The following is a 16,346-nucleotide window of genomic DNA, read 5'->3' as shown; positions in this document are numbered from 1 at the left end:
CCCTGGTCGGTCCACTGTGGCCGCCGGGCGGTGAACACCGGCGCGCCACCGATCGGGTGGATCGGCGGGCGACCCGCGTGACCTGGCACTATCGTCCGACCCGCAGAGTCCACAGTGGACCAGGGGAGGTTGTCGTGCGCGTGACCCATGCCGCGCTGGCGGCGCTGGCGGCCTGCGGGCTCGTGGTGCTTTCGGTGCCGTTCGTGCGGTCCGCGCAGGCCGATCCGCTGCCCGGTGGCCTCGGGCCGTGCGTGCCGGGCACCTGCCCCGGGACCTATCCGCCGGTCGGCAACGGCGCGTTCGCCGGGCGCGACAACGGCATCAACGTCTTCGTCGGCGGCAGCATGCGCGTCACCGGCAGCGCCGCCGAGGCCGAGGGGCGGGTGGTCGTCGGCGGGGACTTCACGCTGCGGAAGACCTCCGGCTCTTCGATCTACAACGTCGGGGTCGCCGGGGTCGGCTCCCGCGTGCCACCGCCGGACGGCGCCGACTACCTGACCGTCGGCGGGGACCTGACCGTCGCCGAACGCCAGCGGCTCGACGCCGTCGGCGACTCGGCCGGCGGCGTGGTCCGCCACGCCGGGACGGTCACCGGCACCGTGATCGGCGAGCTCGTCCACGACCCGGCGGCGATGAAGCCGTACGCGGGGCTGCGGGCCGAGCTCACCGCCGCGAGCGAGTGTTACGCGGCCGCCGCCGCCACCGGGACCGTGCAGAACCAGAACTACCGGACGCTCTTCACCGGTGACGGCAAGTCCGCGCTGCAGGTCTTCACCGTCACCCAGGACATCGCCGCGCCCGGCGGCGGCGCGCAGGGCATCGAGTTCACCGGCATCCCCGAGGGCGCGACCGTGCTGGTCAACCTCACCGGCGCGGCGCGCACAATCAGCACCTACAGCGGCACCCTCGACGACCGCGACCCGCTCAACCGGCTGCGACCCCGCCTGCTGTGGAACTTCCCGGCCGCGACGGCGGTCCACCTCACCGGCAGCGGCATGTTCCAGGGCAGCGTGCTGGCGGGCAACCCGGCCGGTACCACGACGGTCACCCTGCCCGGCACCAACGGCCGCTTCTTCACCGCGGGCGACCTGGTCCACGGCTCCAGCGCCGGCCAGGGCAGCGGGCAGGAGTTCCACGCGTACCCGTTCACCGGCGACCTGCCCTCGTGCGGCAAGCCGGAGCCCACGACGACGACCAGCACCACCCCGACCACGACGACCACCACCGGCACCACGACGCCGACGAGCACCACCGAGCCGACCACGAGCACCACCACGGCGACCACCACCCCCACCGAGCCGACCGGGACCACGGAACCGACCGGCACCACGCAGACCTCGACCAGCACCAGCCCGACCACATCGACGAGCCCGACCGGCACGACCACCTCGACCGCGACGAGCACCAGCACCAGCACGGCCACCAGCACGGCCACGTCGTCGACCTCGGCCGTCCCGCCGCCCGTGCCGACCACGCCCGGCGGCACCGGCACCCTGCCGGACACCGGCGTCGACGTCGGCCCGGTCCTCGGCCTCGGCGCCCTGCTGCTCACCGGCGGCGGCGCGCTGGTGCTCCTCACGATCCGCCGCCGGACCCGCTGACCGTTCCGTCCCGCGTGTCCACAAGGGACCCCGGCCACACTGCGGGACCACGCGGGGCGTGACACCATCGGGTGAGACCGAACGGGAACGGCGGACGTGACACGGGTGTAGCACCCCGGTAACCCGCCGCCCCTACGGTCCTCGGGTCATGGTGATCGGGCAGAGGGCGGATCCCGCGCCGATGGCGCATCCGCAAGGTGAAAAGGTGCTTGCGGAAACTCAAACGGAGCAGACGGCGACGACCACGCGCGGCCGGTGGTGGCTGCCCGTCTTCGGGGCGGTGCTGGGCGCCGTCGCTTTCCTGCTGGTGCGGGGCAGCCTCACCGACGACAGCTACATCACCCTCGCCTACGCGAAGAACCTCGCGGTGCACGGCGAATGGGGCATCATCCCCGGCTCGCCCGCGAACTCCGCGACGTCGCCGCTGAACGTCCTGCTCCTCGGCGCGCTGACGCTGGTGACGCGGCTCGCCGGCGGCCCGCACCCGGTGGTGGCCCTCGGGATCCTCACCGTGCTGTGCGGCGGCGTGCTCGGCTGGGCGTGGCAACGCGCGGGCCGCGTGCTCGCGCTGCCGCCCGCGGCCGGGGTGCTCGGGATCGCGCTGGTGCTGCTCAACCCCTTCGTGCTGTCCGCGATCGGCCTCGAAGTGCTGCTGATCCCGGCGGTGCTGCTGGTGCTCACGGTCTTCGCGCTCGAAGGCCGGCCGCACTGGTTCGGCGTGACCGGCGGGCTCACCGTGCTGACCCGGCTCGACCTCGTCGTGTTCGTGGTGGTGGTCGCGGTGAGCGCCCCGGCGATCCGGCGGCGGCTGCTGCCCGTCGTGGCCGCCGCGGTGCTGACCGCCGCGCCGTGGTTCGTCGTCAGCTGGGTCGCGTTCGGCTCGTTCGTGCCCGACACGCTGGTGATCAAGCAGCTGCAGGCGGGGCTGTTCGCGCCGTGGAGCTACAGCACCGGGCCGATGATGTACTACCTCGGCTGGCCGGTCACCGTGCTCGTGTCGTTCGTCCCGGCGCTGGTCGGCGTGGTCGCGCTCGCCGCGTGGGCCGCGGCGCGCTTCGGCGTCCGGTGGCCGGACTTCCCCGCGCTCGGCCCGTTCGCCGCGCTCTGCGGCGGCGGGATCCTGTACTACGTCGCGTATTCGTTCATCGGCGTCGGCCCCTTCCACTGGTACTACGTGGCCCCGGTGACGGCGGCGAGCACGTTCGCCGTCGCCGCCTTCGGGACCTGGTACGCCCAGACCCGGGAGCGGCCGCCGCTGCGGACCGGGCCGCCCGCCGTGGCGCTCGGGCTCACCGGGGTGCTGGTGCTGAGCGGCGCGGCGGTCGACGTCGCGCAGGGTGTGCCGTGGCCGTCGCCGGTGATCTTCGGCAACTGGGCGAGCGCGCGGGACTACGCCCGGGTCGGGACCGAGCTGCGCGCCCGGCTGAACGGCGCGAGCGTGGCCAGCCCGGGCGAGATCGGCACCCTGGCCTACTACTGCGAGTGCGCGATCATCGACGAGTTCTCCGACCGCGGTCAGGCGGTGAAGCTGGTCGAGCAGCGGATCGCGACGGCGAACCCGCTGATGAGCCTCGCGCTGCGGGTGAACTACCACTGGCTGGACACCTCGGTCGCGCCGCGCAAGCCCGAGTACCGGCTGCAGTACGCCACGGGCCCGGCGACCGGACCGGACAGCTGGCAGGTCTCCTCCGCGGCGAAGGGCGTCGGCCACTTCACGCTCACGCGCGAGCCGTGATCTCCGCGCTCAACTGAGCAGTCACGGGAAGTTCACGGGATTTCCCCTGGACGCCAGACTGCGCGGAAGGCGGGAAAGGCCATAGGGTTCGGTCATGAAGGTCGGCCTGCTCACCCGGGAGTACCCGCCGGAGGTCTACGGCGGAGCCGGGGTCCACGTGGAGTTCCTCGCCCGGGAGTTACGGCCGCTGGTCGATCTCGACGTCCACTGCTGGGGCGCGGACCGGCCCGACGCCACCGGGCACACCGATCCGCACGGGTACGGCCAGCCCGCGTTCACGACCATGGACATCGCCGTGTCCATGGCGAACGCGCTCGAAGGCCACGACCTCGCGCACAGCCACACCTGGTACGCGAACCTGGCCGGGCACCTGGCGAAGCTCACCCACGGCATCCCGCACGTCGTCACCGCGCACTCGCTGGAGCCGCTGCGGCCCTGGAAGGCCGAGCAGCTCGGCGGCGGTTACCGCGTTTCGTCGTGGATCGAGCGCGAGGCCTACGAGAGCGCGGACGCGATCGTCGCGGTCAGCGGCGGGATGCGCCGGGACGTGCTCGCCGCGTACCCGGCGGTGCCGCCCGAGCGGGTGCACGTGATCCACAACGGCATCGACACGACGCTCTACCGCCCCGACCCCGGCACCGAAGCGCTGGTCAAGCACGGCGTCGACCCGAACCGGCCGTACGTGCTGTTCGTCGGCCGGATCACCCGGCAGAAGGGCGTGCCGCACCTGGTGCGCGCGGCCGCGTCGCTCGACCCGGGCATCCAGCTGGTGCTGTGCGCGGGCGGCGCGGACACCCCCGAGCTGGACGCGGAGTTCCGCGGGCTGGTCGCCGAGCTGGAGCAGACGCGCACCGGCGTCCGCTGGATCCCCGAGATGCTGCCGCGGCCCGAGGTCGTGCAGCTGCTCACCCACGCCACCGTGTTCGCCTGCCCGTCGGTCTACGAGCCGCTCGGCATCGTGAACCTGGAGGCGATGGCGTGCGGCACGCCGGTGGTGGCCAGCGACGTCGGCGGCATCCCGGAGGTCGTCGACGACGGCCGGACCGGGTTGCTGGTGCACTACGACGAGCAGGACGCGCGAGCGTTCGAGGCGGGCCTGGCCGCCGCGCTGAACGAGGTGGCGGGCTCCCCGGACCGGGCCGCCGCGATGGGTACCGCCGGCCGCGAGCGCGCGGTCGGCGAGTTCGGCTGGAAGGCGATCGCCGAGCGGACGGTCGCCCTCTACGAGGCGTGCGGGAGGTCGTCGTGAACACTGGAGCCGACGTGCTGGGCATCGTGCTCGCGGGCGGCGAGGGCAAACGGCTGATGCCGCTGACCGCCGACCGCGCCAAACCGGCGGTGCCGTTCGGGGGTGTGCACCGGCTGGTCGACTTCGTGCTGTCGAACCTGGTGCACGGCGGCATCCGGCGGCTGTGCGTGCTGACGCAGTACAAGTCGCACTCGCTCGACCGGCACATCTCGACGACCTGGCGGCTCTCGGCGCTGACCGGCGAGTACGTCACGCCGGTGCCGGCCCAGCAGCGGCTGGGGCCGCGCTGGTACCAGGGCAGCGCCGACGCGATCCACCAGAGCCTGAACCTGGTCTACGACGAGGATCCCGAGTACATCGCGGTCTTCGGCGCGGACAACATCTACCGGATGGACCCGCGCCAGATGCTCGAGGCGCACGTCGCTTCGGGCGCCGGGGTCACGGTCGCCGGGATCCGGGTGCCGCGGGCGGAGGCGAGCTCGTTCGGCGTCATCCGGACCACCGACGGGCTGATGATCGACGCGTTCATGGAGAAGCCCGACGACCCGCCGGGCCTGCCGGACTCCCCCGAGGAGTCGTACGTGTCGATGGGCAACTACGTCTTCACCACCAAGGTGATGCTGGAGGCGCTGCACGCCGACGCCGAGAACGCGGCGTCGCACCACGACATGGGCCGCGACATCATCCCGGCGCTGGTCAAGTCGGGTGAGGCGGCGGTCTACGACTTCAGCGGCAACGTCGTGCCCGGCGAAACCGAGCGCGACCACGGCTATTGGCGCGACGTCGGCACGATCGACAGCTACTACGACGCGCACACCGACCTGATCTCGACCCACCCGATCTTCAACCTCTACAACCGGAAGTGGCCGATCCTCGCCCACCCGGGCCAGCGCGCGGCGGCCAAGTTCGTCGAGGGCGGCTCGGCCAACCAGTCGATCGTCAGCAACGGCTGCATCATCTCGGGCGCGCAGGTCGTCGACTCGGTGCTCTCCCCCGACGTCCTGGTCGAGCAGGGCGCGGTGGTCCAGGGCTCGGTGCTGCTGGACGGCGCCCGTGTCGGCCGTGGCGCGGTCGTGCGGCGGGCGATCCTGGACAAGAACGTCGTGGTCCCGCCCGGGGCGCACATCGGGGTGGACCTGGCCCGCGACCGGGGCCACTACCACGTCAGCGAAGGCGGGATCGTGGTGCTCGGCAAGGGGGAACGGGCGATCTGACGCCGGTCAGCCGCGCGCGGCGGAGATCCGCTCGACCACCTGGCGCGGGTCGATGCCCCAACGCTCGGCCAGCTCGGAGATCGAGGCGCCCGCCGCGTGCTCGGCGGCGATCATGCTGTTCACGACTCCCGTCATGCCTCACCTCTCCTCTGCAGCTGCACGTGCACGCGGAATGCTACATGTTCACTGCGGACGTCGAACAAAGTGCTTCAGGTCGGCGGCGGACCCGCTCGCGAGGTGGCCTGCGCCACCGCGACCAGCGCGTACGTCACGGCCGATGGTGGTTCAGCGTCCCGTTTTCTCCGGCTCCCCCGGCGGATTCTTCGTAGTGGCCCGCGCGCGCGTGGCGCTGAACACGGCGTCGAAGATCGGCGTCGGTTCCCCGTCGTCGCGCTTCGGCCGCTCGTCCCCCGGACTGCGCTTTTCCTCTCCCACGCGCCCAGTTTCTGCGACGGCGGTCGATTTCGCTCGGGCAGCACGGAAAATCGCCCGGCCGGGGGATCACCCGCGTGGCGCCGTTTTTCCGGTCGCCGGCGGGAAAAAGCACCGCGGATTCAATTCCGGGCGCGGGGAATAACCCCGGGTGGGGCGGGATTGCACCGGACATGAAAGCAGTCGTCTACCGCCGCCACGGCGGGCCCGAAGTGCTGTCGCTGGCGGAGCGTGCCCTCACCGACCCCGGGCCCGGCGAGGTCCGCGTCCGCGTCGTCGTGTCCGCGGTCAACCCGACCGACTGGAAGGCCCGGCTCGGCCGCGGCGCGGAGGCCGGGACCGAAACGCCCGACACGGTGCCCAACCAGGACGGCGCGGGCGTCGTCGACGCCCTCGGCCCGGAGGTCACCGGGTTCGCGCCCGGCGACCGCGTGTGGCTGATCCTCGCCGGCACCCACGGACCGGCGGCCGGGACCGCCCAGGAGTACACCGTGCTCCCGGCGGAGAAGCTGGTGCGCCTGCCCGACGGCGCCGGCTTCGACGAAGGCGCCGGGTTCGGCGTCCCGGCGCTCACCGCGCACCGCGCGCTCACCGTCGCCGAAGACGGGCCGTCCCGGCTCTCCCCCGGCGCGCTCGACGGCCGGACGGTGCTGGTCAGCGGCGGCGCCGGCGCGGTCGGCAACGCCACGATCCAGCTCGGTCGCTGGGCCGGCGCGACGGTGATCGCGACCGTCAGCAGCGACGAGAAGGCCGCGCTCGCCCGCGCGGCCGGCGCCCAGCACGTGCTGCGCTACCCCGACCCGGAGCTCGCCACCCGGATCCGCGAGGTCGCGCCCGACGGTGTCGACCTGGTCGTCGAGGTCGCCGCCGGGGTCAACGCCGGGTTGCACACGGAGGTGCTGCGCCCGCGCGGCACGGTCGCGGTGTACGGCGACGACCGCGGCACGGGGACCGTCAGCCTCGACTTCGGGGCGAACCTGTGGCTGAACACGCGGTACCAGTTCCTGGTGCTCTACACGGTCGGCGCGGACAAGCTGCGCGTCGGCGCCGAAGACGTCACCGCGGCCCTGGCCGACGGCGCGCTCCGGCTCGGCGAGGACCGCGGGGTGCCGATCCACCGGTTCGCGCTGGCCGACACCGCCGAGGCCCACATCGCCTCGGAGAAGGGTGTCACCGGGAAGGTGCTGATCGACGTCACCCCGGCGGGGTGACCAGCGCCTGAAGGAGTTCGGCGAGAGTGACGCCGGTGTCGTCGCGGTGCTCGCGCCAGCGGCCGAACAGCTCCTGCGCGGCGGTGAGCAGCGCCGGGGACAGCCCGGAGCCGGCGCAAGCTTCGGCGATCTCGGCCATTTCACCTTCCCACCGCCACGCCCGCCGCCCGGCGGAGGTGATCCCGTCGGGCGAGCCGAGCGGGGTGTGCGGCAGCACGTCGGCGGCGAGCTCACGCAGCTCGTCGCCGACGCCGTGGCGCTGCGCGAGGGCGTGGGACTGCGCGGCCAGCGCGAAGGTGAGCTTGTTGTAGGAGGCGAAGGCCAGTTTGAGCGCGGACGCCGTGCCGACCGGGCCGTCGAGCACGATGGTCCGGAGGTGGGTGCCGGCGAACAGGCTCGCCAGCCGGGTCGTCGCGGCCGCCGAGCCGGACAGGTAGAGCCGCGTGGTCCCGGCCGACCGCGGCGGCGGCCCGACGATCCCGCCGTCGGCGACGGTCGCTGTCCCGCCGCTCAGGATCTCCTCGACCGCCTGGGCGTGCTGGGGGCTGATGGCGTTGGCGTCGAGGTAGAGGCCTCCGAAGCCATTGACGCTGCGAGCGACATCGAGCGCGGCGGCGGGCGGGCAGACACTGAGGAGGACGTCGCAGCTTCGCAGGGCGGCGAGGTCGGTGACGTCGGTGAGCCCGGCTTCGTCGGCCCGGCGCCGGGTGGCGGGCCCGCGGCCGGCGGAGGCCCAGCGGACCTCGGTGCCGCCGGCAGTCAGGAGAGCGCCGATCGCGGCGCCCATCGCCCCGGGGTGGAGGAGTCCGACGGTGGTCTTCGCGGTGGTCATGAGTCCTTCCTAGCGCGGACCGGGCAGGGCGGCAGTCAGCGGTCCGGCGGGAGGCCCGGCTTCCGCGCCGATCGTTCACCGCACGGCGTCGGCATCGCGCCGCGCCTGCCCAGCACTCGGCGGTCCGGCGGCACCAGCCCGGCTTCCGCACCGTCCCTCGGCATCGCGCGTCGCGCCCGGGCAACGCGCGGAACCGCTCGCTCAGCGCTCAACGGTCCGCCGGCACCGGCAACCCCAGCTCTCCCGCCAACCGCTCACACCTCACGCGGTCCGGCCCGGTGGCGGAGAGCACCGGGCCGGACTGGGCCGTTCGGCCCCGCCGCGGCCACTGGACGCTCTACGATCGCCCGCGGGAGGTGGGCGTGGAGCCGTTGGGTCCGGGGGAACCGGCGCAGGTGGGGCGGTACCGGCTGCTCGCGGCGGTCGGCGAGGGCGGGATGGGGCGGGTGCTGCTCGGGGTCGCCCCCGACGGCCGGCTCGCCGCCGTCAAGCAGGTCCACCGCGGGTTCGCGAGCGACCCCGGGTTCCGCGAGCGGTTCCGCAGGGAGGTCGAGGTCTCCCGGCTGGTCTCCGGCGCCTACACCGCGGCGGTGATGGACGCCGACGCGCACGCGCCCACTCCGTGGCTGGCCTCGGTGTTCGTCGCCGGGCCGTCGCTGCAGGAGGCCGTCGACAAGACCGGGCCGCTGCCACCGGCCGCCGTGCGGCACCTCGCCGCCGGGCTCGCGTCGGCGCTCATCGGCATCCACCGCGCCGGGCTGGTGCACCGGGACCTCAAGCCGGGCAACGTCCTGCTGGCCGACGACGGCCCGCGGGTCATCGACTTCGGCATCGCGCGCGCCGCCGAGGGCGGCGCCGACCTGACCCACACCGGCGTCATCCTCGGCTCGCCCGCGTTCATGTCGCCGGAGCAGGCCGACGGGCGGCCGCTGACCCCGGCGAGCGACGTCTTCTCCCTCGGCGCGCTGCTGCTGCTCGCCGCCACCGGGCACAGCCCGTTCGCCGGCTCCTCGGCGCCGCAGTCGCTCTACAACGTCGTCCACACGCACCCGGACCTGCGGTTCCTCCCGCCCGAGCTGCGCGCCCTCGCCGAGCCGTGCCTGGCCAAGGACCCGGCGCGGCGGCCGACGCCCGCGCAGGTCCTCGAACTGCTCGGTCCCCTGCCGCCGGTCCAGCGCCCGTGGCCGCCCGCCGTGCACGGGCTGATCGCGCGGCACCAGGCCGACGTCGCGGCGGTCGTCACCAAGCCGCCGAAGCCCCGGCGGCGGGGCCGCCGGGCCGTGCTCGCCGCCGCCGCGGCCGTCATCGTCGCGGCCGGGACGGTCACCGCGGTCACGGTGCAGAACGGCGACGAGGGCGCGACCGCCGCCCCGGCGAGCACCCCGGCGCCACCGCCGGTCACGACGAGCACGGCCCCGCCGAACCCGGACCCGCTCGGCCCGGACAAGCTGCGCGGGGTCACCCTGTGCCAGGTGCTGCCGTCGGTGCCCGGGATCGGGAAGCTCACGCCCGAGACCGACGTCCACTTCTTCGAGTGCGGTTACGAGACCGCGCAGCGCCAAGGGCTGGACCTGACCGTCGGCGGCCCGGTGACCGCCGCCGGCGCGGTCTCCGGGGAGCTCGACGGCCTCCCGCTCGCCCTCGACGACAAGGCGGGCCGCTGTACCGCCTCGGTGCCCGTCGTCGACCGGCCCGACACCACCATCAGCGTCGAAGCCACGAAGTTCGCCAAGCCGTGCGACTCCGCGAAGGCGGCGCTCACCGAAACGCTGAAGCGCCTCCGCGCCGGGAGCGTGGGTTCGCCCGCGGCGCCGGGCAGCCTGGCCCCGGTGGACCCGTGCGGCCTGGTCGCCACCGCCACCGCGCAGCGGATCGTCGGCCCGGTCACCAAGGTCGAACCCCGCGGGCTGCACGAATGCCACTGGCAGGTCGGCGGTGAGGTCGTCGTGACCCTCGAACGCGGCTTCCGGCCGAAGGAAGCGAAAGACCCGTACTGGGACTCGACCGGCAGCGCCGACCTCGGCGGTGTCACCGCCTACTTCACCACCAAGCGCTTCAACCCCGCGACCGGCACCTGCAGCTTCACCTGGCAGCAGCGCCCGCTCGGGGAAGACACCTCGGAGAACGTCATCGTCGACTACCGCACGTCCGCCAGCAAGCTCACCGACGACGAGATCTGCCGCCAGGCGCGGGAGTTCGCCAAGGCGGTCCGGCCCGGGCTGCCGAAGCCGTGAAGCCGCTGGAGCCGGGGGACGCCCGGCAGGCCGGGAAGTACCGGCTGGTCGCGGCACTCGGCGAGGGCGGCATGGGCCGTGTCCTGCTCGGCGTCGCCCCGGACGGCCGGCTGGTCGCGCTCAAGCAGGTGCACCCGGAGTTCGCCCACAACGCCCGCTTCCGCAGCCGGTTCAAGCAGGAAGTGCAGGCGTCACAACGGGTTTCCGGCGCCTTCACCGCCGCGGTCATGGACGCCGACCCCGACGCCGAGACCCCTTGGCTCGCTTCGGTGTTCGTCACCGGGCCGTCGCTGAAGGAGGCCGTCGAAGCGACCGGGCCGCTGCCGGTCGAGGCGGTCCGCCGGCTCGCCGTCGGGCTCGCCACGGCGTTGGTCGAGATCCACCGGGTCGGCCTGATCCACCGCGACCTCAAGCCCGGCAACGTCCTGCTGACCGCGGACGGGCCGCGCGTGATCGACTTCGGCATCGCGCGCGCCACCGAGGGCGGCTCGGACCTCACCGGCACCGGCGGCATCGTCGGCTCCCCCGCGTTCATGTCGCCCGAGCAGGCCGAAAGCCGCCCGCTCACCCCCGCGAGCGACGTCTTCTCCCTCGGCGGCCTGCTGGTCATGGCCGCGACCGGGCGTGGCCCGTTCACCGGCTCGACGACCGCGCAGATGCTCTACAACGTCGTCCACGCCGTCCCGGACCTGACCGGACTGCCGCCCGAGATCCGCGCGCTCGTCGAGCCGTGCCTGGCGAAGGACCCCGCCCGGCGGCCCGCGCCGCAGCGGATCCTCGACTTCCTCGGCCCGGTGGCGCCCGGGACCCGGCCGTGGCCGGAGGCGGTGCACCGGCTGATCGGGACGCAGGAGGCCGCGGTCCGCACCGCGCTGTCGTGGCCGGTGCCCGAGCCGGTGCCGGTGGCCGCGGCGCCCCGCCGTCGCCGCCGGCTGCCGGTCGTGACCGCGCTGTCGGCCGTGGCCGCGCTCGCGCTGGGCGGCCTGCTCGCGGTGACGATCACCGCGCGCGACCCGGACTCGCCGACCGCCGGCCGGAACCTCGACCCGACGAGCCTGGAGACGTTGCGGCGCACCGATCCCTGCCGGGTGCTCGACGCCGTGACCGTGCCCTCGGCCGGGAAGCTGCGCGCCGACACCGACTCGCTGTACCTCGGCCGCTGCGACTACCGGACGAAGGCCGGCGAGAAGATCTCCGTCCACCTCGGCGACCCGATCTACCTCGAGGGCGGCCGGCCCACCGAGGACCTGGACGGCCGGCTGGTGCTGTTCACCGAGGTCAGCGGCAGCACGTGCGACGCGAGCGTCCAGGTCCCGGCGCACCCGGAGCTGGGTGTGACGGCGCTCGCCGAGACCTGCGGCCTGGCGAAGTCCACGCTCGGCAAGGTCCTCGAGCGCATCCGCGGCGGCACCGAATACACCCTGGCGGCCGGGACCCTGCTCACGCTCGACCCGTGCACGGTCGTCGACAAGACCGTGACCGCGCAGGCGATCGGCCCGGTCCGCGAGGTCAAGCCGACCCGGCTGCGCGAGTGCGACTGGACGGCCCCGACGGCGCTGACGCTGACCTTCGACCAGCAGCCGCTCACCGTGCCCGACACCGGCAGCCCGGTCGACCTCGGCGGGGTCACCGCGACCCGGCTGGCGACCGGCGACGGCTGCGTCGTGAGCTGGAGCCACCGGCCGCTGTCCGCGAGCGAGGCCGAACACATCCGGGTCCGCGCGCAGAAGACCGGCGGCGCCTGCGACCAGGCGACGGCGTTCGCCAAGGCGCTCGTGGGCAAGCTGCCCCGGGCCTGACCGCCGCTCAGACCCGCAGGCCCCGGCGCAGCGCGTCGACCTCGTCGGCGAACATCCGGCGCGAGATCTCCGCCGTCTCGACCAGGGCCGACCCGTGGAACGTGCCCGGGTAGTGCCGCAGCTCGACGGCGACGCCCGCGTGCGCGAGGCGTTGCGCGTACTGGATTCCCTCGTCGCGCAGCGGGTCGAACTGGCACGTCGTCACGAACGCGGGCGGCAGCCCGGCGAGGTCCGCCGCCCGGGCCGGGGCCGCGTACGGCGAGACGTCGTCACCGCCGGGTTCCGCGCCGAGGTAGCTGGTCCAGCTGTAGACCGCGTTGGGCCGGTTCCACATCGGCGTGTCGGTGTAGGCCCGCATGGACGGGGTGTCCAGGCGGTCGTCCAGCTCCGGGATGCCGAGCAGCTGGAAGCTCAGCGCCGGGCCGCCGCGGTCGCGGGCCAGCAGCGCGACCGCCGCCGACAGGCCGCCGCCCGCACTTTCGCCGCCCACGCCGAGGCGGGCCGGGTCGATGCCGAGCTCGGCGGCCTTGGCCTCGACCCATTGCAAGGCCGCGTAGCAGTCCTCGACCGGCGCCGGGAACGGGTGCTCGGGCGCGAGCCGGTAGTCGACCGACACGATCACGATGCCCAGCTCGTCGACCAGGCGCAGCAGCGACGCGTGGAACATGTCGAGGTCGCCGACGACGAACCCGCCGCCGTGGATGTAGAGCAGGCCGGGCACGGCGCCGGTGCGGTTCGCCGGGCTGTAGACGCGCACGGGGACCTCCGGCGCGTCGGCCGGGCCGGGCACGGACGTGTCCCGGACGTCGAGCGGGTTCGCCGGCTCGTAGGCCGGGATGACGTCACCCAGCTGTGCCATCGAAGAGCGCGCGGCGAGCAGGGAGTCGTAGTCGGACAGGACCACCGCCGGGAGCATGTCCAGCCAGGGCAGCAGCTCGGGATCGATCGCGTAGGTCATGCTCCGATCATCGGCCGCCACCGGTGCCCCGGCCACCGCCACGCGGCGGGCGTTCCCCGCCCGGACCTCGCCATCCGGCGGCGGACGCGCCTATCGTGACGGCATGAAAGGCCTGCTGCTGCGGCTGTCCGGGCTCGACGCCGACGCCGAGAACGCCGTCCGGGTGATCGGGTTCTTCGACCGCCTGATCACCGGGCACGCCGGGCTGGACGCCCTGGTGCGCAGCACGGCCGAGCTCGCCGGCTGCCCGGTCGGCGTGCACGCGCCCGGCCAGGGGATGTCGCTGCGCGCGGACCCGGCGGGCGAGGTCACCACGCCCGGCGCGGCACCGCCGGGCGCCGCCGTCCGCGCGCTCGAAGGCGGGGTGGCGGTGTGGGTCGCGCGCGCGGGCGCGCCGGTCCCGCTCGACGACATGCTGCTGGAGCGGTTCGCGATCGCCACGGCGATCTTCCTGGAGCACAACGGTGTTCCGCGGCCCGAGCTCGGTGACCCCGCACTGGTCGAGCTGGTGCTGTCGGACGACGTCGGCACGGCGGACCGGGCGCGGGCCCTGCACCTGCTGGGGTTCGGCCCGGCCGCCCGGCTGCGGGTGCTGGCGGGCACCGGCGTCGACACGCTCGCGGGCCGCTCGGCGCGGCTGGGCAGCGTCCGGGCGGTGCTGACCGCGGACGCGGTCCCCGGTTCGCTCCCGCCCGGCGCCCGCGCGGGCATCGGACCGGAGCTCCCGGCCCTCGAGGTGGCCCGCTCGTGGACGGCCGCGCGGACGGCGTTGCGGTTCACCTCGGCCTTCGAGCCGGCGGTGTGGTGGGAGCGCCTGGGCAGCCTGGCGGCGGTCGCCGACCGGCTCGGCCCGGCAGAGCTGGCCGAGCTGCCCGACGTCCGCGCGCTCGACCGGCTGGCGACCGAAGACACGTTGGCGGCGCTCGACGCGCTGTGCGCGACGGGCTCGGCCCGCAAGGCGGCGGCGCTGCTGCACCGCCACCACAGCACGATGCCCGCCCGGCTGGCCCGCGCGGAAGCCGTGCTGGGGTTCGACGTGGACTCCCCCGCGGGCCGCTTCCGGCTGCACCTGGCGTTGATGCTGCGGCGGGTGCGGGACAACGGCGACCTCAGCTGACCGTCCTCAATGGACTCCGCGGCCGGCGCACCAGATCCCCCGCCGCCGAGGCCCAGTCCGGGTACTCGAACTCGAACCCCGCCTCCAGCAACCGGCCCGGGACCACCCGCCGGCTCTTCAGCAGCAGCTCCGTGTCGCTGCGCAGCACGAACGCGCCGAGCGCCGCCAGCCACCGCGTCGCGGGCAGTCCGAACGGGACACCCGCCGCCGCTCGCAGCTCGCGCAGGAAGTCCTTGTAGGGCAACGGCTCCGGGGCCGCCAGGTTCACCGGCCCGCTCAGGTCGTCGCGCGCGACGAGCAGGTCGACCGCCCGGACCAGGTCGACCTCGTGGATCCACGACAGGTACTGGCCGCCGCCCGCGACCGGACCGCCGAGGCCCAGCCGGGCCAGCCGCAGCAGCATCTCGAACGCGCCGCCGGGCTCCGGGCTCATCACCATCGCCGTCCGCAGCGCGACCTTGCGGGTGTGCGGGGTCGCCGCCAGCCGCTGCTCGCGCTCCCACGCCCGGGCGATGTCGACGCTGTAGGCCCAGTAGCCCGGCACGCCCGGCTCCTGGCCGCCGATGACGCCGGTGGTTTCGTCGTTCGGGGCGTCGAAGCGGTGCGCGTAGATCGTGGCCGTGCTCATCTGCAGCCAGACCCGCGGCGGCCGCGTGGCGCGTTCGATCGCGCCGCCGACGACCCGCGCCGAGTCGATCCGCGAGTTCCACATCGCCCGCAGGTTCGCCCGGGTGTACCGGCAGTTCACCGACCGGCCCGCCAGGTTGAGCACCACGTCGCAGCCGTCGACCTCGGCGGTCCACGGCCCGGCGCTCCGCCCGTCCCACCGGACGTGCCGCACCCCCGGCTCCGGCGCCGCCTCCCGCCGGGTGAGCACGACGACCTCGTCCCCGCGTGCGGCCCGCACGCGGCTCAGCACCCGGCCGAGATGACCGGTGCCGCCCGGAATCACGATCTTCATGGAAGTCCCCCTCGCCGGTCCGCCCGGGAACCACGGTACCGGAGGAGTTGAACGTGTTCAAATACTCTCGACGAGGTCCAGCAGCGTCCGCAGCGCGCGGCTCGGCGGTGGTGCCGCGGCGGTCACCAGGTTGAGCGGCCAGTCCAGGCCCGCGCCCGCCAGCGGCAGCACCACGACGTCGGGCTCCGCCGGCATCGGCGTGTCCGGGATGACGGCGATCCCCAGCCCGGCGCGGACGTACCCCGGCACCGTCCGCAGGTCGGCGACCTCGACGGTGACCCGCCGGGTCAGGCCGGCGGCGGCGAAGGCGCGGTCCATGACCACGCGGTTGCCGAAGCCCCGCGGCATGTCGATGAACGCCTCGCCGGTGACGTCGGCGAGCCGCAACGCGCGCTCGCCCGCCAGCCGGTGCGACGCCGGCAGGAGCCCGACGAACGGCCGTGTGTCGAGTCGCAGCACGCTCAGCCCGGGCAGGTCGGCCTCGGGCAGGCCGACCAGCGCGGCGTCGAGCCGGCCCTGGCGGACCTCGTCGGCCAGCCCGGTCGAGCCGGTGATCGACACCGTCACGTGGATGTCCACGAGCGGGTAGCGCCGGTGGAACGCGCCGAGCAGCGCGGGCAGGTCCACCGTGCCGATCGAGGTCAGCGTGCCGATCCGGAGGCTGCCGCGCAGCCCTTCCGACGCCTCCTGGACGGTAGCGCGCGCCCGTTCGAGGGCCTCGATCGCGGCCTTCGCCTCGGGCAGGAACGCCGCGCCGGCCGCCGACAGCGCGACCCGGCGGGTCGACCGGTCGAACAGCCGCGTGCCGAGCTCGGTCTCCAGCGCCCGGACGGCCGCGGACACCGTGGACTGCACCGCGAACAGCCGCTGAGCGGCCCGGGTGAAGCTGAGCTCTTCGGCCACCGCGACGAAGTACTCGAGCTGACGCGTCTCCATGCGACCAATCTATCGCTCAGACCGATAACTCAGGCCAGGACTTTTCGTTGGACTTGCTGAGTCCGGA

General features: G+C 74.2%; 13 protein-coding genes. 8 read left to right on the top strand and 5 right to left on the bottom strand.

The window, feature by feature from the left end; translation table 11 throughout:
• The first annotated feature begins 134 nt into the window (after positions 1-134).
• The 4 genes from ACZ61C_RS08475 to glgC all read left to right on the top strand — a co-directional run bounded on the left by ACZ61C_RS08475 (position 135) and on the right by glgC (position 5,799).
• A complete protein-coding gene (locus ACZ61C_RS08475) occupies positions 135-1,601 on the top strand; it encodes a choice-of-anchor A family protein (protein ID WP_465304352.1) in 1,467 nt (488 codons plus the stop codon).
• 205 nt (positions 1,602-1,806) lie between these two features.
• Positions 1,807-3,336, top strand: coding sequence for a hypothetical protein (locus tag ACZ61C_RS08470; protein ID WP_465304350.1), 1,530 nt, complete (start codon positions 1,807-1,809; stop codon positions 3,334-3,336).
• A gap of 94 nt (positions 3,337-3,430) precedes the next feature.
• Entirely contained in the window at positions 3,431-4,585 is a 1,155-nt protein-coding gene (gene glgA, locus ACZ61C_RS08465) for a glycogen synthase (protein ID WP_465304349.1), read from the top strand.
• Positions 4,582-5,799, top strand: a complete 1,218-nt coding sequence (gene glgC / locus ACZ61C_RS08460) for a glucose-1-phosphate adenylyltransferase (RefSeq protein WP_465304347.1) — start codon at positions 4,582-4,584, stop codon at positions 5,797-5,799. The genes glgA and glgC overlap by 4 nt, the downstream gene beginning before the upstream one ends.
• Before the next feature lie 6 nt (positions 5,800-5,805).
• On the opposite strand, the gene ACZ61C_RS08455 is transcribed toward glgC, so the two are convergent.
• Complete coding sequence (locus ACZ61C_RS08455; RefSeq protein ID WP_465304345.1) at positions 5,806-5,934, bottom strand: hypothetical protein; 129 nt, start codon at positions 5,932-5,934, stop codon at positions 5,806-5,808.
• 470 nt (positions 5,935-6,404) lie between these two features.
• Here ACZ61C_RS08455 and ACZ61C_RS08450 point away from each other — a divergent pair, with 470 nt between their 5' ends.
• On the top strand, positions 6,405-7,442 hold the full coding sequence (locus tag ACZ61C_RS08450; protein ID WP_465304343.1) for an NADPH:quinone reductase: 1,038 nt from the start codon (positions 6,405-6,407) through the stop codon (positions 7,440-7,442).
• Here the strand turns inward: ACZ61C_RS08450 and ACZ61C_RS08445 are convergent.
• Complete coding sequence (locus ACZ61C_RS08445) at positions 7,426-8,274, bottom strand: NAD(P)-dependent oxidoreductase (RefSeq protein WP_465304341.1); 849 nt, start codon at positions 8,272-8,274, stop codon at positions 7,426-7,428. The genes ACZ61C_RS08450 and ACZ61C_RS08445 overlap by 17 nt on opposite strands.
• Before the next feature lie 362 nt (positions 8,275-8,636).
• Between ACZ61C_RS08445 and ACZ61C_RS08440 the strand changes: the two genes are divergently transcribed.
• Positions 8,637-10,508, top strand: coding sequence for a serine/threonine-protein kinase (locus tag ACZ61C_RS08440; protein WP_465304339.1), 1,872 nt, complete (start codon positions 8,637-8,639; stop codon positions 10,506-10,508).
• The gene (locus ACZ61C_RS08435; protein WP_465304337.1) at positions 10,505-12,307 is read left to right on the top strand and encodes a serine/threonine-protein kinase; all 1,803 of its coding nucleotides are present in this window, start codon (positions 10,505-10,507) and stop codon (positions 12,305-12,307) included. The genes ACZ61C_RS08440 and ACZ61C_RS08435 overlap by 4 nt, the downstream gene beginning before the upstream one ends.
• Before the next feature lie 7 nt (positions 12,308-12,314).
• On the opposite strand, the gene ACZ61C_RS08430 is transcribed toward ACZ61C_RS08435, so the two are convergent.
• Positions 12,315-13,265 carry an alpha/beta hydrolase gene (locus ACZ61C_RS08430; RefSeq protein ID WP_465304335.1) on the bottom strand — a complete coding sequence of 317 codons (951 nt, stop codon included), beginning with the start codon at positions 13,263-13,265 and terminating at the stop codon, positions 12,315-12,317.
• A gap of 103 nt (positions 13,266-13,368) precedes the next feature.
• On the opposite strand from ACZ61C_RS08430, the gene ACZ61C_RS08425 reads away from it, so the two are divergent.
• Positions 13,369-14,382, top strand: a complete 1,014-nt coding sequence (locus ACZ61C_RS08425; protein ID WP_465304333.1) for a helix-turn-helix domain-containing protein — start codon at positions 13,369-13,371, stop codon at positions 14,380-14,382.
• On the opposite strand, the gene ACZ61C_RS08420 is transcribed toward ACZ61C_RS08425, so the two are convergent.
• Positions 14,375-15,343: a DUF1731 domain-containing protein gene (locus ACZ61C_RS08420; RefSeq protein WP_465304331.1), complete on the bottom strand. Its 969-nt coding sequence runs from the start codon at positions 15,341-15,343 to the stop codon at positions 14,375-14,377. The genes ACZ61C_RS08425 and ACZ61C_RS08420 overlap by 8 nt on opposite strands.
• Before the next feature lie 57 nt (positions 15,344-15,400).
• Positions 15,401-16,279 carry a LysR family transcriptional regulator gene (locus ACZ61C_RS08415; RefSeq protein ID WP_465304329.1) on the bottom strand — a complete coding sequence of 293 codons (879 nt, stop codon included), beginning with the start codon at positions 16,277-16,279 and terminating at the stop codon, positions 15,401-15,403.
• Between the last annotated feature and the right edge of the window lie 67 nt (positions 16,280-16,346).

The sequence above is a fragment of the Amycolatopsis sp. NPDC104587 genome, assembly GCF_055583645.1.
The sequence above is the reverse complement of the archived record's forward strand: the minus strand, read 5'-3'. Positions and strand labels throughout refer to the sequence as shown.